This is a genomic window from Blautia sp. MSK20_18 (assembly GCF_020553125.1).
GTDB classification, from domain to species: domain Bacteria; phylum Bacillota; class Clostridia; order Lachnospirales; family Lachnospiraceae; genus Blautia_A; species Blautia_A fusiformis.
Genome location: NZ_JAJCGR010000004.1, coordinates 12752 through 32089, shown reverse-complemented (window position 1 = coordinate 32089; position 19338 = coordinate 12752). Strand labels below are relative to the sequence as shown.

General features: G+C 43.9%; 13 protein-coding genes and 1 other annotated feature (1 of these 14 running past the window's edge). Of the genes, 4 read left to right on the top strand and 9 right to left on the bottom strand.

All coding sequences use genetic code 11. The annotated features are described in order from the left end of the window. Nucleotides 1-114, bottom strand: a sequence feature (ribosomal protein L10 leader region); it reaches 23 nt to the left of the window's first position. Nucleotides 115-191: 77 nt separating this feature from the next. After that, complete coding sequence (gene upp / locus LI091_RS03645) at nt 192-821, bottom strand: uracil phosphoribosyltransferase (protein ID WP_059086661.1); 630 nt, start codon at nt 819-821, stop codon at nt 192-194. Between the two features lie 106 nt (nt 822-927). After that, nucleotides 928-1824, bottom strand: coding sequence for a Cof-type HAD-IIB family hydrolase (locus tag LI091_RS03640; protein WP_173734166.1), 897 nt, complete (start codon nt 1822-1824; stop codon nt 928-930). A 181-nt stretch (nt 1825-2005) separates the two neighbouring features. Between LI091_RS03640 and LI091_RS03635 the strand changes: the two genes are divergently transcribed. Next, nucleotides 2006-3109, top strand: coding sequence for an FAD:protein FMN transferase (locus tag LI091_RS03635; RefSeq protein ID WP_173734167.1), 1104 nt, complete (start codon nt 2006-2008; stop codon nt 3107-3109). 40 nt (nt 3110-3149) lie between these two features. Here the strand turns inward: LI091_RS03635 and LI091_RS03630 are convergent, their stop codons facing one another. From LI091_RS03630 to LI091_RS03610, 5 genes are all read right to left on the bottom strand, one after another. Next, on the bottom strand, nt 3150-3404 hold the full coding sequence (locus LI091_RS03630; protein WP_059086658.1) for a hypothetical protein: 255 nt from the start codon (nt 3402-3404) through the stop codon (nt 3150-3152). 106 nt (nt 3405-3510) lie between these two features. Further along, entirely contained in the window at nt 3511-5679 is a 2169-nt protein-coding gene (locus tag LI091_RS03625; RefSeq protein WP_015526308.1) for a glycoside hydrolase family 2 protein, read from the bottom strand. Nucleotides 5680-5688: 9 nt separating this feature from the next. Next, on the bottom strand, nt 5689-6531 hold the full coding sequence (locus tag LI091_RS03620; protein ID WP_015526309.1) for a carbohydrate ABC transporter permease: 843 nt from the start codon (nt 6529-6531) through the stop codon (nt 5689-5691). Then, entirely contained in the window at nt 6528-7400 is an 873-nt protein-coding gene (locus LI091_RS03615) for a carbohydrate ABC transporter permease (protein ID WP_015526310.1), read from the bottom strand. Before LI091_RS03615 ends, LI091_RS03620 begins: the two co-directional genes overlap by 4 nt. Before the next feature lie 59 nt (nt 7401-7459). Beyond that, nucleotides 7460-8767: an ABC transporter substrate-binding protein gene (locus LI091_RS03610; RefSeq protein ID WP_092069690.1), complete on the bottom strand. Its 1308-nt coding sequence runs from the start codon at nt 8765-8767 to the stop codon at nt 7460-7462. A gap of 212 nt (nt 8768-8979) precedes the next feature. Here LI091_RS03610 and LI091_RS03605 point away from each other — a divergent pair, with 212 nt between their 5' ends. The 3 genes from LI091_RS03605 to LI091_RS03595 all read left to right on the top strand — a co-directional run bounded on the left by LI091_RS03605 (nt 8980) and on the right by LI091_RS03595 (nt 13951). Then, nucleotides 8980-10785: a sensor histidine kinase gene (locus LI091_RS03605; RefSeq protein WP_265190837.1), complete on the top strand. Its 1806-nt coding sequence runs from the start codon at nt 8980-8982 to the stop codon at nt 10783-10785. Between the two features lies 1 nt (nt 10786). Beyond that, on the top strand, nt 10787-12394 hold the full coding sequence (locus LI091_RS03600; RefSeq protein WP_265190836.1) for a response regulator: 1608 nt from the start codon (nt 10787-10789) through the stop codon (nt 12392-12394). Between the two features lie 183 nt (nt 12395-12577). Further along, nucleotides 12578-13951, top strand: a complete 1374-nt coding sequence (locus LI091_RS03595; protein ID WP_265190835.1) for a sodium-dependent transporter — start codon at nt 12578-12580, stop codon at nt 13949-13951. Between the two features lie 191 nt (nt 13952-14142). On the opposite strand, the gene LI091_RS03590 is transcribed toward LI091_RS03595, so the two are convergent. Next, entirely contained in the window at nt 14143-17535 is a 3393-nt protein-coding gene (locus LI091_RS03590) for a DEAD/DEAH box helicase (protein WP_265190833.1), read from the bottom strand. Nucleotides 17536-17870: 335 nt separating this feature from the next. Then, on the bottom strand, nt 17871-19301 hold the full coding sequence (locus tag LI091_RS03585) for an aspartate ammonia-lyase (RefSeq protein ID WP_118752862.1): 1431 nt from the start codon (nt 19299-19301) through the stop codon (nt 17871-17873). Between the last annotated feature and the right edge of the window lie 37 nt (nt 19302-19338).

Genomic DNA, 19338 nt, shown 5'->3' with positions numbered 1-19338 from the left:
TGCTTCGCAATAAGGCCTTGTGTAATCTTAACTCAGAATACTTGGACCTCGGTAGGCGTTTTGATCCTTATGCCTTACGGCACCTACTGTCTTCGGCAGCGTTCTTAGATACAATACCATAACAGTGCCGGGTGTGTCAAGTATTTTTTTGAAGTTTTTCAGATACCACGGATTATTCCGCAGCAGGCGTGTTATTTCGTACCAAAAATCCTGTCTCCTGCATCTCCAAGTCCAGGGCAGATGTAAGCGTTCTCATTGAGCTCTCTGTCAAGGGAACCACAGTAGATCTGTACATCCGGATGTGCCTCGTGAAGTCGTTTCAGTCCTTCCGGTGCTGCAATGATGCACATAAACTTGATATTCTTTCCGCCCTGTTTCTTAACAAAATCAATAGCAGCCTCGCCGGAACCGCCTGTTGCAAGCATCGGGTCAACGATTACTGCAATACGCTCATCAATGGATTCCGGAAGTTTGCAGTAGTACTCATGCGGCTCATGTGTCTCAGGATCTCTGTAAAGACCTACATGTCCCACTTTGGCAGATGGCACCAGTGTCAGGATACTGTTTACCATTCCAAGACCTGCACGGAGTACCGGGATAACAGCCAGCTTCTTACCGGCGATCATAGGTGTCCTGCATGTCTCGATCGGTGTCTCCACTTCCACTTCCTCTGTAGGAAGATCACGAAGTGCCTCGTATCCCATAAGGATGCCGATCTCCTCCACCAGTTTACGGAACTCATTTGTTCCTGTGTTCTTGTCACGGAGCATTGAAATTTTGTGTTTGATCAGCGGATGATCCATAATATAAACATTTTCCATTGTGATTTCCTCTCTTGTTCCGACGCAGCCGATACGCCTGCCACATCTGTGATTTTTTATCTTATTACATTATAATATATATAGTGTTTTTCCAAAAGGGGGAGTTTTACTTTTGAAGTTTTAATTCTCCGTCTCCGGCAGCAATAGCCTGATCGATCGCCCAGGCAACTCCAAATTCCTGGTTGGTCTTTGTTATATATTTTGCCACCTCTTTGATCCCGGGAACGGAATTTCCCATGGCTACCGTGGCGCCGAAATCCATAGACAGCATGGAATAATCATTAAAGCTGTCCCCAAGCACCATTACCTCATCCATTGTATATCCAAGAGATTCTATATATTCCTTCAACACAGGACCTTTCTGGGCTCTGACTTCCGTCACCTCCTGGTTCAGGATAAAGGAAGATGCCACCGCAAGCTCAGGATTCTGTCCAAGCTTCTCCCCGATCTCCTGAAGCATGTCCACATCTCCTGCAAAAATAAAGATCTTGTACACAGGCGTCTCACATTCTTCCAGAGAACGGATATCTGAGATTCCTCTGGTATTTCCGGCAATCTGCAGGAACTGAGCAGAGTTACGGATCTTTTCATCGCTGTCATTTTTGTCCATATGGAAAAGTCTTATCTGGCGGATAATACCCTCCTCGATCTCCTTCTTAGTTCCAAGCCGGTAATCATACCTGTCTGTAAAAAATATAACAGATACAGGATATTCTTTAAGTTCCTCATAGACCTCCTCGCAGAGATCAATGGGGATCGGCGTACGTTTCACTACTTCTCTCTGTGGGTTTCTCACCTCTGCTCCACTGCTTAAGATGTAATCACAGGTAATATCTGTATCCTTCAGTGCGTCCATGGCTCCACGGAAATTACGTCCTGTAGCCACCATAAAACGGATTCCCGCATCACAGGCACGTTTAATGGCAACCTGAGTTTCCGGTGCGATCTTATGGTCATCCCCAAGAAGGGTTCCGTCCATATCACTGGCGATCACTTTTATCATAAGTTCCTTCTCCTTTGAGCATTTTAATCTTCTGTGAGAAATTATAGCTTACAGGAACCGGAATTACAAGATGGGACAGATAAAGCGGGCATTTATATTCCCCTTTGCTGCCACCATGTCCTGTGATATAATTCTTTGCATATATTTTCTTATTATATTATTTCATTCTGATGGAGGAATCATGCTAAAAAAATCATATATATACCGGACCTTCACCCGGCTTTTATCTGTCACGCTGCTGATCAGTTTCTGTTTTCTTTTTGCCGGATGCGAACAAACCCAAACCAACACTGATGAGCAGGAACCTGTCAGTGTTTCTGATTTTAAACTGAACACAGTTGTTGATATCAAGATCTATGATTCCAGGGACAGATCTCTCCTTGATGACTGTCTCTCTCTCTGCGACAGATATGAGCTTGTTTTCAGCCGTACCAATGAAGACAGTGAACTGTACAGACTGAACCACAGAGAAGACCAGGGCCAGGAATCCGGCAGTTTTCCTTATAAGATAAGTACAGATCCTGATTCACAGAAGGAAACCTGGATGATTTCCCCCCAGCTTGCAGATCTTCTGGATGAAGGACTTGCCTTTACCAGGGAATCCGGAGGTGCTTTTGATATTGCCATTGCGCCTCTTACCTCTCTGTGGGATTTTACCGCAGAAGCTCCCCAGGTACCGGCAGACAATGATATCCAGACAGCACTGCCACTGTGCAGCTCTGATGGCGTAGAGCTTAACGGGCAGAAGCTTACTCTTCCTTCTCCCGACACTGCCTTTGACGTAGGGGCTATTGCCAAAGGCTATATTGCCGACCGCATCAGTGAATACCTGAAAAAAAGCGGCGTAAAAAGTGCCATCATCAATCTGGGCGGCAATGTTCTCTGTATTGGAGGACGGCCTGACGGAGAGCCATTTAAGGTTGGCGTTCAGAAGCCTTTTGCTGACCGCAATGAAACGGCTGCTGTAGTGGATATCAACGGACGTTCAGTTGTTTCTTCGGGAATCTACGAACGCTGCTTTAAGCAGGACGGAAAACTCTATCATCACATCCTGGATCCACACACCGGATATCCTTATGATAACGGTCTGATCTCCGTCACTATCATTTCTGACCGTTCCGTGGACGGCGATGCCTTAAGCACCACCTGCTTTGCACTGGGCCTGAAAAAAGGTCTTGCCTTCGCAGAAAAAAAAGGTGTCCAGGCTGTCTTCATCACCAAAGACTATGAGCTTCACTATACAAAAGATTTCCAGAAAAAAATAAAAGTTTCACAGGTCGACTGATCTGTGAAACTTTTATCTGTGATAGTATCTGCTGCTCTTTTTAATTAGGTGTGATCATATCCGGCCAGGACAGGATTTCCCTAGAGATGATCTCTTCGTAATCACCTTCCACATCCTCACTTCTTCCGGCTGCAAACACATTGGTCTCAGCACCCCATACACTGTCCTCATACTCCCATACGTGGAACTTCAGCCCGCGGAACATAAAATCAATGCTTCCGCAGCCATCCTCTTCCGTATACTCAAATGGGATCTTCTTGGTATTCAGTGCTTCCTGCACTTTCTGTAAACGCATATACTCTCGCTCCTTCCACGCCGAAAATCTTTCTTTATATCAAGTATAGCATGTTGTGATTTTCGACACAAGGAAAGGATGAAAGTGGCTGTGAGCTACGGATATCTCAGGCCCAGTAGAGTCTCATTCCAAACTCATGGCTCATACGGTCCGGATGCCCATCAACTCTTGAAAGCAAAGTACAGATATCCTGATAGGTATTCTTTGCCATACATTTACCGCTATTATCAGAAAGAATTAGTGTAAGGTTCCACTTCTTGCCTTTTCCGTATTCTTTCTCAAAGGTTTTTACCATGACACGGCTGTCTGCCGGAACTTCTGCTTTAACACTTCCCTTTTCCACCAGTTCTCCGTTCAATGTTTCTGTAATGATCCATGTAAGTTCACACTCTCCCAGAGCTCCATCTGTATCATTTACAATATACAGACTGTCCAGATAATCTTTGTGCTTTGCAAAAGCACCCACTGGTGCGTTGCTTTCCAGTATAGCCTGAAGACCCTTTTTGGGAATTCCCCACCAGTCATATAATCCGTAGAAGCTCTGAGGACACAGATCGATAAACATAAACTGTATATATCCTGAGCAAGGTTCATATTTCTGGATCCTGTAATGCTCTGTATAATATTTCAGAAGCTTATACTGATATTCCTGGATCTTCGGGATATCATCCACCAGTTTTTCCAGACGATGATATACCGCCGGAACAGTTTTCAGATTTTCACTGCTGCCCGGTGCATCAAATCCGTACTCTGTATTCAGCTTTTCTGTCTGCTCATAAATATCTGCATATTCTCCACCGCATAAAGAACCCAGATAATTATGGCTGTCCCCGCTAAGCAGATCGTCTTCGCAGAAAGAACCCTTGATGATCGGTCTGCCCGGATCCATCTTCTGTACTTCCCTGTACAAAGCAGGTCCCGGATTTTCCTCCATAAATCTCCTTCTCACATTTCCATCCGGATCAATACATCCCGGTTCATTCATAATGATCCAGCAGATCAGAGACGGATGATGCTTCAGAAGTTTCACATTTTCTCTGTAAACATCTGCAAATCTCTGCGCCCATTCATCTGTTGAAGGATGCGTCCAGTTGTACTCCGAATCCTGAAAAACTGCAATTCCCAGCTCGTCACACAGATCATAAAAAACTTCCTGCTCTGTGTGGACATGTACTCGTACCAGATTAAAACCTGCCGCCTTTACATTAAGAAGATCTCTCAGGTACCGTTCCTTTGTCATTGCAGAAATATAACAATCCGGAAAATAAGAGGTTCCTCTTATATACAGTTTCCTGTTATTAAGCCAGAATCTTGTTATTTTTTCATTACGCTCAATCTGAATGTCCCGAAAAGCAAAATTCGTTGTTCTGCTGCTCAGTATGTCTTTTCCCCTGCTTAACGTAAGTTCTGCCTGATACATCCAGGGATAACCATGATCCCATGTGGACCACAGTCTGACATCTTCCACTTTAAGCTCACATTTAAAACCTGTCTCTGCTTTCTCTGCCATTATCTGAACAGTTTTTTCTGCCTTTATAAGACCGGACTCTTTTTCCCGGATCTTTACATTAAAATCATATGTCTCCCCGGATTTCAGACCTCGCGCTTCAGTTTCCACATATACGTCTGCTTTCCTTACATCCGGATCCAGTTCATACTTCAGATCTGTCTGATCTTCCAGAACACCTTCTTCTGTCAGGATCAGTTCCACTTTTCCGTAGATTCCTACAGGATTTACATCTCTCTGGATAAATGTATCAGAATGTTCGTAGGTACCTTTTACCATATTTCTTTTTACCAGGTGGGTTCTGGAATCCTGTGCATCCAGCTCCACCTCATCATCCCATGGAGAACTTACCTTTACAATGAGATAATTTTTCTCTCCAAAAACAAGCTTATCTTTTACATTAAAGGAAAATGGAGCGGAATATCCTTCATGCTCTCCAAGAAATTCTCCGTTAATCCATACTTTTCCATAATAATCAACATTGGTAAATTTAAGGACAGCATCCGTAACTTTCTGATCCGGAACTTCAAACTCTGTTTTGTACCACCAGGGCGCCTGATTGAAATATCTCAGTTCACGCCCGAAATATGGCTGTCTGGCATAGATAAGCTGCAGATGTTTCAGTTCCTCCAGTTCCTCCCATTCAGACACCTGGGAACCTACGGAAGTATCCGCTTCCCTGGCAGCATAAAGCCCGGTCTTTTCCCCTGTATCATGAACATCCTGCAAAATTTTCCATCCTTGTTTCAATTCAATCCTTGTTTCCATTTCAGCCTCCTAACTCTTGACCGCACCTGCAGCCATACCTTCGATTATGTTTTTGTTAAGAATAAAATACACGATCAGTGTAGGCAGGATCGATATTACGATCGCCGCAAATGTACTTCCCCAGTCCACTCTTCCGAACTGCCCCACAAAGTCATTCAGGCCAATTGGCAGAGTTTTCATATCAGAAGATGAGATAAATGTATTGGCATATGTAAATTCGTTCCATACAAAAACAAAATTGTATGTAAGAACTGTCATTGTAGTATTTTTAGCCATAGGTACCACGATCTTGCGGAATGTGGTTCCCATTGTGGCACCGTCAATAACTGCTGCTTCCAGAAGAGAATCCGGCATAAATTTAAAAAATCCGGTGTAAAGATAGATACACATTGGAAGTCCGAACCCGATCTGCGGAAGCACCAGTGCCCAGTATGTATTTCTCAGTCCGATCCTGTTATAAATCTGGAACATGGGTATAAGGCAGGAAAAAATAGGCACCATCATTCCAAACAGGAAAAATGCCATCAGTGCATTGGCATATTTTACCTTTACCTTGCTGATCACAAATGCAACCGGGCATCCCAGGACTACGATGCCAAGAAGTGTGAGAACTGCCACAACCGTACTGTTAAGAAAATATCTTGGAATGGATGAGATCGTCAGTGCGCTGATATAGTTTCCAAGATAAAATCCTGATGGCAGGGCATACTGTGCAGTATATGTCATTTCATCCGGTGTTTTCAGACTGGAGCAGATAACCCAGAAAATAGGGTAGACCTGTATCATGACAAAAATAAGGATCACTACATAGAACACAGCACGAATAGGTATATTTTTTCTTGATTTTATCATTCTGACCCATCTCCTTTCGCCGATCCCAGGCATTTCTGTATAATCCCTACTGCTACCAGACATTCAATGACCAGAAAAACGGACAATGTACTTCCATAGCCAAAGTCAGCCGAATTAAAAGCGGTTTTATACATATAAGTTGCCACCATCTCTGTTGATCTGGATTTATTGTCAAGAATATAGAATACATCAAAGGTTTTCAGACAACCATTTACAAGCATTACAATGACAATGCTGAATATATTTTTCACCAGTGGAAGCTTTATGTAACGATACTGTTGAAAAACATTGCAGCCATCCATTGTAGATGCCTCGATCACATCCTTTGATATGGATACAAATGCGGAATAAAAAATGATCATGTACAGACCACAGTATTTATATCCATCGATCAGGGTTATGGTAATCAGCGCTGTATGGGAATTTGCCAGCAAAGCGATAGGTTCCATTCCCAGTTTTTCCATCACATAGCAAACCAGGCCCTGGGGCTGGACAGAAAGCATTTTGGAAAAAATCTGGCAGATCGCCATAGATGAAATGATACATGGAATAAAATAAATAACCCGCAGAATATTTCCACCTTTGGAAATATGTGTAAGCAAAATTGCCAGGATCAGTCCTGCACATAACTGGAACAAACTTCCCAATACAACAAATTTAAGATTATTTACAACAGCCTCACGAAATGTCTCATCCTGAAACATCCTCACATAATTTTCCAGTCCGATAAACTTCATATCACCGATTCCATTCCAGGAAAAAAGGCTGTAACCCATTGACCACAGAATTGGGATGATAACAGTAAGAATATATACGAACAGTGCAGGAAGAACAAACGGTAAAGGCTGGATTTTATTTCTGGGCTTCATATCCTCTCCCCTTTCATACGCAGATGCAGATAAAATTCCGCATCTGCGTATTCTCTCAGTTATTCTTCAGTGTCAAAATAATCAGATGCATACTGTTCTACAGCTTTGTCCATGTTTTCGCAGAACTCTTCAGGAGTTGATTCTCCCATTCCAAGGCTTGCCAACTCTTTTCTGTAAACCTCGTTTGTAGAAGGATCCAGACGAACATCCCAGCACTGGGCAAAAGTGCCGCAGTTCTCAAGATCACTTAAAATCTGCTGTGTAAGCTCCGGAAGCTTCTCCGAATCACTTGGCATCATGGATGGAAGCATATTGAACTCATACATTGCCGTATCAGCAAAATTATCCCATACATAACTGATGAAATCTTTCATCTCATCACTCATGGAATCCTTGAGAATGGCAGTTCCGATTCCACAATTCGCATAGTAATCATTTTCTCCTGTAGCGGTTCCTTCGCTGTCTACAGGAAGTTTGAACATGGAAATGTCATCTTTAAGATTTCCCTCATCATCTACAAGATCCGGTGTATCCCATGTTCCGGTGTATAACATTGCCGCACCACTGTTCAGAAACAGATCCATCTGTGCGGTAGTATCTGAACTTGTCCATCCTTCACTGAAATACTGGGCTATATCCTGTGTATACTGGGCTGTTGCGATACCTGTCTCAGAATTAAATTTTTCTTTTCCCATTCTTGCATTGTCAATGAAGTCATTTCCTTCCAGTCTGAAAGCCTTAAATGCAGGATAACGCATGATCATGTCGTAATTTCCTGCGGATATCGGGGTCATTCCCGCATCTTTCAGCTTCTTGCACACATCCAGGAGGTCTTCCAGTGTCTGAGGTGTTTCAGTAATTCCGGCTTTTTCAAACATGTCTTTGTGATACCAGAAATACTCTACATTTCCCTGCCAGGTCATAAGGTAATTGCTTCCGTCACTGAGTTTCGGATAATTCAGTGCAATATCAAAGAACTTGTCTTTGATACCCAGTTCATCATAAAGGTCATCCACACTGTAGATCAGATCCTTTTTGCAAAGTCCTTCAAAAAATGCCTCCGGATCTGCGTCAAACCAGTCCGGCAGTTCATTGCTGGATGCAAGGATCTTGATCTTCTGAAGATATGTTTCTCTGTCTGCAATAGACTCTACATTGAATTCAAAATCCGGGTGATCTTTTTTATAATCTTCTGCAAGCTTCTTCAATGTTTTCAGTGCCGCATCTGTTTCGCCCCTGGCACTGATATAATTGATCACAAGTGGTTCGGAATCCTCTTTTTTATCTGCCCACACATTCATCATGCTGAATGAAGAGAGACACATCATTGTGGCAAGTGTAGCAGCCATCACTTTTTTTAATTTCATTTTCGTCCTCCTTTTGGTACATTTCTATTCATCCGGATTGAATATTTTGTTCCGCTTTCCTTATCGATGAGACCATTATATTAAATCCGTCCGGAAAAATACATGGAAAATCTTCGCTGTACCTGGAATATTTTCTCCAATCTTTCCCCCACACTTGTGAGAATTTTTCCCTTATTATATAATGTAGCCAATAAAACCAGAGGGGGGATTCCATGATAGAAAATCTGAAAAAAAAGGTGTTTCACTTATTTTTAGGAATCAGTCTGAAACGCAGGCTTTTTATTACATATCTGCTGCTCAGTTCTCTGATACTCATGCTTACTTCCGTGTTTTTTTATACTGCATCCAAAAAAGTACTGATCAAGCGTGCCGCACTTTCCAGTCAGCAGCAGCTATCCCTGATCACCAGCAACCTTGGAGAAAAGATCGATAATATATCAAACTATGCCATCACCCTTTCCATCAACAGCAATATCGCCGATGTTTTAAAAGAAAATCCCACAGTTCCCGAAAACACACTGGAACATTTTCTGGTAAATTCCGAGCTTACAGACCAGGCCCAGCGTATCATCGGACTTCACAAAAACATCTATGCCTGGGATATCCTGGATACAGAAAACCACTGGTTTCACAGCAGTACCACAGAAACAGATCAGCTTGATTCCATTTTAGGTCCCGAAGTCCTTGACAGCCTTCAGACTAATCTGGCCTTTCAGTTTCTCGGACCCTTCCAGATAAGTGGGGAGCCAACCTTTGTAGCCTTAAAAAGTATTACAAACATTGATAACACCAAATATCTGGGCGCCCTGGTCCTTCTGATCAGAGAAACAAATATTTCCTCTGCATTCCGCGACCTTCCGGACAGCTCTTCCAGGGATTTCTATATTACTGATGAAAATGGACAGATACTTTCCTCTTCTTCATCCGGAGGTATTTATAAAGACTTCTCATCCTATACAAAAATCAGTTCAGAGAATTATAAAACCCTGACAGAAACCGACAGGCAGTTTTTTTCCGTAGACGGCACTGACACTCTTTTTATCTGCAAATCCTATCCTGACCTAAACTGGAATGTGATCAACCTGATTCCTCTGGAAAGCCTGACTCTGGATCATATGGTGATCCTGCACAACATTCTTCTGATCAGCATTGTAGTGTTTATTTTATCTGTATTTTTTTCCATATTATGTACAGGTACTGTCACCGCACCTATACAGAAACTTGTGGAAAAAATGAAATCTGCATCTGCCGGAAAGCTGAATATTTCTGCCAGTTACTCTTCAAATGATGAACTTGCAGTTCTCTATAACCAGTTTAACCTTATGATGCAGAAGATCCAGACATTACTTAACGATATCTATGAGGAACAAAATGCCAAACAGAAAATGGAAATACGTCTTTTACAGTCCCAGATCAATCCCCATTTTCTTTATAATACTTTAAACACCATCAAGTCTCTCATAGAAATTGATATGAATGATACCGCAGTAAAAGCAGTGTCTGCCATGTCATCTTTCTACAGAAACTCTCTTTCAAAGGGACAGTTTATCATTCCTCTGCGCCAGGAGCTGCTTCTTACAGAACAGTATCTTTATATCCAGAATCTGCGGTATATGGATTTTGTTGATTACGAGATCATCTATGAGCCGTCCTGGGAGGATCATGGGGCAGAGATACCCAAGCTGACCATACAGCCTGTTGTGGAAAATATTTTTGTCCACGGACTTACCAGCCAGATGTGCCATATTCACTTAAACGTTTCTATCAGAAATGGCACCATCTGTATTTCTGTTTCTGATAACGGTTCCGGTATCCCGCCGAAAAAACTTGCCGAGCTTAACCGTTCTATCAGAGACTTCAAAACTGCCCGACATTCTTTCGGGCTTCCAAGTATCAACCACAGGATTGCTCTTCTCTACGGTGAGAATTACGGACTTACCATCGAAAGTTCACCTGAAAAGGGAACCACTGTAACCATAGTAATACCTGACAAAAATCTGATCGAGGGGGAAATATAAAGTGAAAACACTTGTAATTATTGACGACGAAGTTTTTTTCAGAAAATCTCTGATCAATTTTCTTGAAAAACAAAACCTTTATAACATTGCAGGGGAAGCTAATAACGGACAGGCCGGAATCCGGCTTATTGAAAATGTTAAACCCGATATTGCCCTTGTGGATATATCCATGCCGGTTATGAGCGGTCTGGATATGATCGCAGCTCTTGGAACAGACTGTCATACCAGGTTCATCCTTTCCACAGGATACGAAGATTTTGACTATGCCAAAAAAGCCATCTCTCTTCAGGTCCGCGGATACCTCCTGAAGCCATTGGATCACCGGGAGCTTATGGAGACACTCCAGAAAGTAAGTGACGAGATCGATCAGGAAAATTCCAGAAACAGTTATGTGAATAATTATTTTCAGTTCCGCGATCTGTATACACGGCAAATGCAGCTTAATTTCTTCCAGAAGGTGATCAGCGGAACAACCATTTCCCCGGATGATCTGGAAAAAATTCCGGTTCATAAAACTTCCGATTATCTTACCATTCTTATGGAGATCCACAATGCCAATCCGGAAATATGGGATGAAAAAGGTGATTTTTCTCTGCTCCACACCATCCTGGAAAATATATGCAGGGAAATCTTACAGCCTGTGTGCAAAGAGCTTATTTACATTGACTATTCTCAGATGAGACAGTATATCATCATGGAAAAAAGCTCTGATTTTTCTTTTACCGATCTGGAACAATCCTGTCTCAGACTTGCCGGGATATATGATAATATCGCACAGATTTCCACTTTTTTCTGCTGTGGAACACCTCATGAAGGCGTGGAAGGAATCCGCTATTCCTATGAAGAGGCTCTTTCTGTTTTTCATAACAGAACTGCGTCTTCTTCCGGATTTCTTTATTTCACGCCCCAGTCCCATTCCGGTGATTTTACATTAAAGCCTCTGGTTTATAATGATATCCTGATCTTTCTGCGCCAGCAAAATTCACCGGCTCTCTGTAAATATATTGATGAATATTTCAACGATATCATCACCAAAAAAATCCATATCCGGCAGACCTGGAGTGTAGCTGCTGCTTTTCTTACTGTACTTGACGGTTTTATCACGGAGTGCAGTCAGCGTGAAACGCTTTTTCCTCTTCTGGAAAACGCCCTGAATACTTACCAGAACTGCCAGAGTGCCCTGCAGTTAAAACAACTGCTCCAGTCTACCTGCAAGGCAGTTCTGGATTCTCTTGCTGATGAAAAAAATCCGCGGAAGTCAGCTCTTGTATCCCAGGTTCAGGAATATATCTGTCTGAATTTTAATCAGCCGGATCTTCGTCTTGAAACCATTGCTTCCCATTTTTTTGTCAATCCCCAGCATCTCTCTGCTGTATTCAGTCAGGAATCCGGAGTTACACTTACCTCATATATCAATGTCTGCCGCATGAAAAAAGCCAGACAGTTTCTTCTGGAAGACAGCCCTTCCATTCAAAATGTAGCTTCTTTATGCGGATTTTCTGATTCCGGATATTTCAGCAAATGTTTCCGGAAATATTACGGAATCTCTCCAAAAAACTTTGTATCCCTGACTGAAAAGAACAGTTATCCAGGTTCTATCGGCATATAATCTTTATCTCATTAAAGCGTAACGTTTCACCGCTTCATCTTATTAAAATTACATTTTACTCTAACATATGTTTTATGTAAAATGCAAGTTCTTTTTATTGTGCAATATCCCGGAATGTGTTAAGATAAAACCTGCGACTTTATACAAATAGCAGTTTACCATACTGCAATAATGAGGTGAGTTATGAAAGAAAGAGAAAAACTTGGATCCCGTCTGGGATTCATTCTGATTTCTGCTGGCTGTGCCATCGGAATCGGAAACGTCTGGAAATTCCCTTACATGGCCGGACAGGGCGGTGGCGGCACATTCGTACTGTTTTACCTGATCTTCCTGGCCCTTCTTGGACTTCCTGTTATGACTATGGAGTTTTCTGTTGGACGTGCCAGCCAGAAGAGTCCTGTCAAAGCATATTACGCACTGGAAAAACCAGGACAGAAATGGCACATCCATGGATATATCACTCTGATCGGATGTTATCTCCTGATGATGTTTTACACCACTGTTACAGGCTGGATGCTGAATTACTTCTATATGACAGCCACCGGTAAATTCCAGGGACTTGATTCCGACGGTGTTGCAGGACAGTTTACCAACATGCTTGGCCAGCCCGTTACTATGGGATTCTGGATGATCGTTGTTGTTATTGCAGGTGTTTTTGTCTGCTCCCGCGGTCTTCAGAACGGCCTTGAAAAAGTTACCAAGGTTATGATGATCTCTCTTCTGGTGATCATGGTTGTTCTTGCCATCAACAGTTTTACCATGGATGGTGCCAAAGAGGGACTGAAATTCTACCTGATCCCGGATTTCGAGCGTATGAAAGAGATCGGTATTATTTCTACCATTACCGGTGCTATGAACCAGGCATTCTTCACTCTCAGCCTTGGTATCGGTGCCATGGCGATCTTCGGAAGCTACATCGGAAAAGATCATGCACTGCTTGGTGAATCCGTGAATATTGCGCTTCTGGATACTTTTGTTGCGATCACCTCCGGACTTATTATTTTCCCGGCATGTTTCACATTCAATGTTGACCAGACTTCCGGACCGAGCCTGATCTTCATCACACTGCCGAATATTTTCAACCACATTCCGCTTGGAAGACTGTGGGGAAGCCTGTTCTTCATCTTTATGTCATTTGCAGCTTTCTCTACCATCCTGGCTGTATTTGAAAATATTATTTCCTGCGGTATGGAGCTTACCGGCTGGAGCCGAAAAAAATCCAGTCTTGTAAATGCCATCGCCATCATCCTTCTGTCTCTGCCATGCGTACTTGGATACAATGTATGGTCCTGGGACTGGCTCAAGGTATTCGGCGGCGCAATTCTCGACCTTGAAGATTTTCTGGTAAGCAATATTCTGCTCCCGCTTGGTTCTCTTGTATACCTGCTTTTCTGTGTTTCCAAACGGGGCTGGGGCTGGGAAAACTTCACAAAAGAAGCCAACACCGGAAAAGGCATGAAGATCCGGAAATGGATGCGCGGATACATCACTTATATCCTGCCGCTGATCATTCTGTTTATCTTCTTCTTTGGTCTGTACGATAAGTTTTTTGCATAAAATAAAACTTTAAATAAAACACCCCTGACGGATATCGTATGTGATTTACACACGCGATTTCCATCGGGGGTGTTTTTGTTGAGTCAGGCGGATATTCACAGCCTGCATTCTTCCCGATACAAGCAAGTCCCCTCACCGCGTATTGCTTTTCGTAATTGAAGCAGGGAACTTACTTGATTCGGTTAAGAATTTTACTTGCCTAGCAGCTCCAGTACTTCCTCTCTGCTGATCAAAGCCTGGCCGATTCCCTCGCCGCTTAAGATCTCATCAGCCAGTTCCCGTTTTCTTTCCTGAAGAGCCCGGATTCGTTCTTCTATGGTGTCTTTCATAAAGAGGCGGTAGACACTGACAACGTTCTGCTGACCGATGCGGTGGGCACGGTCTGTTGCCTGATTCTGCACGGCAAGATTCCACCAGGGATCATAATGGATCACAATATCTGCCGCAGTAAGATTTAAGCCTGTTCCTCCTGCTTTCAATGAAATGCAGAAAACAGAAGTATCGTCCTCATTAAATGCATGTACCATCTGCGCCCGTTTTTCCTTGGAAGTCGATCCGGTCAACATATAAAAAGAAACTTTTGCTTTTTTCAGACGGACAGCCAGCACATCCAGCATGGTAGTAAACTGGGAAAACAACAGGAGCTTATGTCCGCCATTCACCGCATTCTGAACCAACTCCATGCACATCTCCAGCTTGGAAGAATTCCCTTTGTATCCTTCATATACAAGTCCCGGATAACAGCAGATCTGCCGCAGCCTCGTGATCTCTGCAAGGATCTGCAGTTTAGAAGTGCGAAACTCCGCATCCGACTGCATCCCAAGCATCAGACGAAGTCGTTCCGTATGGGCCTCATACAGTTCCTTCTGCTCGCTTTCCAACGGGGAAAACATATCTTTTTCCAGCTTATCCGGAAGATCCTTCAGCACATCCCTCTTCAATCTCCGCAGCACAAAAGGACGGATCATTTTCTGCAGACGCTCCATCGCATCGGAATTGCTGTACTGCACAGCTGGAAGCTCTATTTCCTTGCGGAATTTCTCATAAGAATACAAAAATCCCGGCATCAGAAAATCAAAAATACTCCACAGCTCACTGAGCCTGTTCTCCACCGGTGTACCGGTCAGCGCAAGCCTGAATTCCGACCGGATCTCTTTCACAGCCTTTGCCACCTGAGTTCCGTGATTCTTGATATACTGCGCCTCATCAATGATCTGCACAGCAAAATCCAGGTTCTGATAAGCCTTCAGATCCCGTTTCAGAAGGTCATAGGAGGTGATCAGAACCTCCCGTTCTCCCGCATTTTTGATCAGTGCTTTCCTCTCCTTCACATCACCAGTCACAACGGTAGCCGGAAGTCCCGGCGCAAAACGTTCGATCTCGTTCATCCAGTTAAACACCAGCGAAGCAGGCGTTATCACAAGGGCACGTCTGTTTTCTCCCGGCGCAGATTCCTGAAATTCTGACCAGAGAAATGTGATCACCTGGAGGGTTTTTCCAAGTCCCATATCATCTGCCAGGATCCCTCCAAACTGATTATGCTTCAGAGTTTTGATCCAGTAAAAGCCCTCTTTCTGATAGCCCCGGAGGATTTTTTCCTGCTCCCTGGGAATCTGAAATTTATGTTCTTCCATTGTCTGCATGTTCCGGATCAACGCACGAAAGGCATTATCCTTCTCTACTTTGATCAGATCGCCGCCCTTCAGCTGACTGTCCAGATACATAGCACGATAGGCCGGAACCTGAGTCTTTCCTTTTTTCAGTTCACGATCACTGATCTGCAGTCCATTTTTCAGAGCAGAAAGCTCCCTGAGCTGACCATCGGAAACATCCAGAAAGCTGCCATCCTTCAGGCGGAAATATTTTTTCCTGCGATCGTACCTGGAAAGAATATCAAAAAGCTGCGCCTGATCCATCCCCTCCACATCCAGATCCAGGTTCAGAAGTCCGGCTGACAGAGAAACGCCAAGACGGATATTTGGCAGCTTTGTCACCCGCATCTGTTTGATGGACTGGGAAATATAGACAGCTGCAACTTTCTGCATGGCGGGGATCCCTTCAGTAAGAAGCTGATAGAGCTTTTCTTCGGAATCTTTCACACTGTCAGGTTTCCCTGAACCTTCCCTGCACAAAGATTCCAGTTCCTCGGCACGACAATCCAATGCCAGCTCCATCCGCTGGTCATCATATCCGTTAAAATATTTTGACAGCAGCGCAAACACACCAAGCTCTCCCGGAATATCCCTGGTGCGGGCAGACACATCTCGGTCAAAAACCGAAAATTTATCCTTCCCGTAAACAGAAAATGCCTTACAGGTGATCCAGTCACACTCCGGCGCATCCAGATAAATCTCATATGCAGCCTTGTAGCATTCAAGACCTGTTTCTTCCGGGAAATCCCTGAGATCACAGTGAAAAAATTTTTTCATGGAAGGAAGCAGCTCACGCACAAACGCAGGCACATCCGGTTCATCAATAAAGCCTCGGCCTGCAGGAAGCCGCTCCAGACAGGTAACAAATTCCTCCACTGCTCCAAGCTCCTGCCTGGAAACCAGATATACCTTCGCATTATCAAAATACATATGATACCGTATGCCTGTCACACTGTATACCGGCGAGATCTCAAGAGATAACCCCTGATCCTTCTTCCGGATCATCAGCGTCCTGTCCGGAATTTCTCTGACAGAATGCCATGTTGTCTCCGGATCATTGTTCATTTTGAACTTGAAACTTTTTTCGCCAAGTATAAGAAGCAGATCCTCAAGTTCTTTTCTGTCAACGGTAAGATCCCTCACCTTTTCCACAGCTATATCCTTCAGCTGTTCATATCTGGACATGTAAGTGCCGTGATGATTCTCGACCCATTCCCGGATAAAGGCCAGCACGCTTCTGGATCCTTCTGAAAAGGCTTCATCTGAATGGATAAATTCCAGATTTTTTCCATAAGAAACCTTCTCATTATGATCCAGATTCCACACAAAGGCCAACACATCCTTGAGGATATATTTTTTCTCACAGCCAACGCGGAATTCCACGGTAAAACAATTTCTCACAGAATTAAATTTCAGGCAGGTTTCCAGCTCCACCCTGCCAAAATACGGATCCCCGGAAAACGGAAGCATACGGCTGTATAGCTGGCGATTAAGGAGGCTTTTCAGCTCAACGGTGGTTTTCGTTGCAGGCTGCCCTGGTCCGGATAAAGCAGCCGGAAATGCTGTTCCGCTGAATGACTCTGCCTGCTTCTGTTCCTCATCCTGCTGTCTGCGGATTTCCACACGCTCATAGGCCTTACGGTCTCCATATTCCAGAAGCACTGCCACGCAATGCTTACAGATCCCGGAATAGCTGCGAAAGGCCGGACAGTCACAGTATGCTTCTTTTATGCGGTCCGCTTCTGTATCATACTGAAAGCCTGTATTGTATACATTACGCCCACTTCCCTTCACTGCTGCAGATATTTTATCCACAGCTCCTTCCGACTTAATATCCAGCGACTGGATCCTCTTTCCGGTACGGTAAATATCAAGACCTCTCTGATATGCCGTTGTATTACAAAGTGCCCGTATGGCTGTTCGTTTAAGCATGCATCTTTCCCTTCTTTTCTTATGGCGTTTCTTCCATTATAAAAGGAGACCTGCACTGTGACAAGTCTCCTTATAGTACTCATTGATATCTCATTCAATCGGATATTCGCAATCCGCTTTCGCTACTTGCTCATAACCGAATAACTGCTCCGCAGTTTATCAGGAGGGGCTTGTACCCCTCCTGATACAAGTAAGTCCCACCCACTGCTTATTGCTCCTCGCAATTGAAGCAGGGGACTTACTTGATTCGGTTAAAATCCCGCATCAGGTTCAGCTGCTCTGAAATGAATTGCTGCATCAGACGTTCCCGTCATACGTTGGTACAGATAACTTTCTCAGCAGGCTTTCCTTCTTGCTTCATCCTCTTTCCGCTCTTCTCCGACTTCTGTCATCAGATACGGATCAAGAACCTCTTCCAGCTCTTTCTCAGTCATGATCCCTTGTTCCAGAACAAGTTCCCGGACAGACTTGCCAGTTTTTACTGCAGTTTTTGCGATGGTTGCAGACGCCTTGTAGCCAATATGCGGGCAGAGAGCCGTTGCGATTCCTGCACTGCTTTCCATCAGGTCTTTGCAGTGTTTGCGGTTTGCGGTGATTCCTGTGATGCAGTTTACGATCAATGTATCCACTGCTTTTTCCAGAGTCGTAATGGATTCAAAAAGATTACAAAATACAACCGGCTCAAAAGCATTCAACTCCAGCTGTCCGGCTTCTGCTGCCATGGTAATGGTGGTATCATGTCCTACGATGTGGAAAGCAACCTGGCTTACTACCTCCGGAATGACCGGATTTACCTTACCTGGCATGATGGACGACCCATTCTGCTTCGCCGGAAGGTTGATCTCCCCAAATCCGGTTTTCGGGCCGGAGGACATCAGTCGAAGATCGTTGCACATCTTGGAAAGATCCACCGCACAGGTTTTTACTACACCGGATACGGCAACAAAGCCGTCCAGATTTTCTGTTGCGTCAAAAAGGTCCTCAGCCTGTTTCAGCGGATAACCTGTAAGCTTTTCCAGATTTGGCACGATCTTATAAAAATAAGAATCGGAAACGTTGATAGCAGTTCCCACTGCAGTTCCTCCAAGGTTTACGGTGTACATTTCCCTGTGAGCCTTTTCGATACGTTTCCTGTCTCTGGAAACCATGGACGCATAACCGTGGAACACCTGACCAAGACGGATCGGAACTGCATCCTGAAGCTGTGTACGTCCCATAGTGATCACATCATCGAACTCCTCTGCCTTTTTTGCAAGCTCCTTCTCAAGTCTTACCAGTGCTTTTTCCAGAGGTGCAAGAAGATCCAGAACGGTAAGCTTACCGGCCGTCGGAATCACATCATTGGTGGACTGCGCCATGTTTACGTGATCATTTGGATGGACCATTTTATAGCTACCCTTCGGACATCCGAGGATCTCACCGGCTCTGTTTGCGATCACCTCATTCATATTCATATTTGCGCTGGTTCCGGCACCACCCTGAATGGCATCTACGATAAATTCCTCAGCCAATTTTCCTGCGATCACTTCATCACAGGCTCTGACAATGGCGTCTGCCTTATCCTCCGGAAGAAGCCCTGCATTATTATTAGTGATAGCTGCTGCTTTTTTAATCTGTGCCAGGTTCCTGATAAATACCGGATGAAGCTTTGTACCTGTAATAGGAAAATTCTGTTTTGCCCTTAAAGCCTGAACTCCGTAATAAGCCTCTGCAGGCACTTCCATAGTTCCGATCGAATCTGCTTCCAGTCTTGTTTCTGTTGTCATTTTGTCATCCCTCTTCTTTCTTCTGATCCTGTGCACA

Bases quoted from the DNA above. Each gene is read 5' to 3' on its own strand.
- LI091_RS03595 (WP_265190835.1), top strand. From the start codon at position 12,578: ATGAAAGAAAGAGAAAAACTTGGATCCCGTCTGGGATTCATTCTGATT.
- LI091_RS03605 (WP_265190837.1), top strand. From the start codon at position 8,980: ATGATAGAAAATCTGAAAAAAAAGGTGTTTCACTTATTTTTAGGAATC.
- LI091_RS03615 (WP_015526310.1), bottom strand. From the start codon at position 7,400: ATGAAGCCCAGAAATAAAATCCAGCCTTTACCGTTTGTTCTTCCTGCA.
- LI091_RS03585 (WP_118752862.1), bottom strand. From the start codon at position 19,301: ATGACAACAGAAACAAGACTGGAAGCAGATTCGATCGGAACTATGGAA.
- LI091_RS03630 (WP_059086658.1), bottom strand. From the start codon at position 3,404: ATGCGTTTACAGAAAGTGCAGGAAGCACTGAATACCAAGAAGATCCCA.
- LI091_RS03620 (WP_015526309.1), bottom strand. From the start codon at position 6,531: ATGATAAAATCAAGAAAAAATATACCTATTCGTGCTGTGTTCTATGTA.
- LI091_RS03610 (WP_092069690.1), bottom strand. From the start codon at position 8,767: ATGAAATTAAAAAAAGTGATGGCTGCTACACTTGCCACAATGATGTGT.
- LI091_RS03590 (WP_265190833.1), bottom strand. From the start codon at position 17,535: ATGCTTAAACGAACAGCCATACGGGCACTTTGTAATACAACGGCATAT.
- upp (WP_059086661.1), bottom strand. From the start codon at position 821: ATGGAAAATGTTTATATTATGGATCATCCGCTGATCAAACACAAAATT.
- LI091_RS03625 (WP_015526308.1), bottom strand. From the start codon at position 5,679: ATGGAAACAAGGATTGAATTGAAACAAGGATGGAAAATTTTGCAGGAT.
- LI091_RS03635 (WP_173734167.1), top strand. From the start codon at position 2,006: ATGCTAAAAAAATCATATATATACCGGACCTTCACCCGGCTTTTATCT.
- LI091_RS03640 (WP_173734166.1), bottom strand. From the start codon at position 1,824: ATGATAAAAGTGATCGCCAGTGATATGGACGGAACCCTTCTTGGGGAT.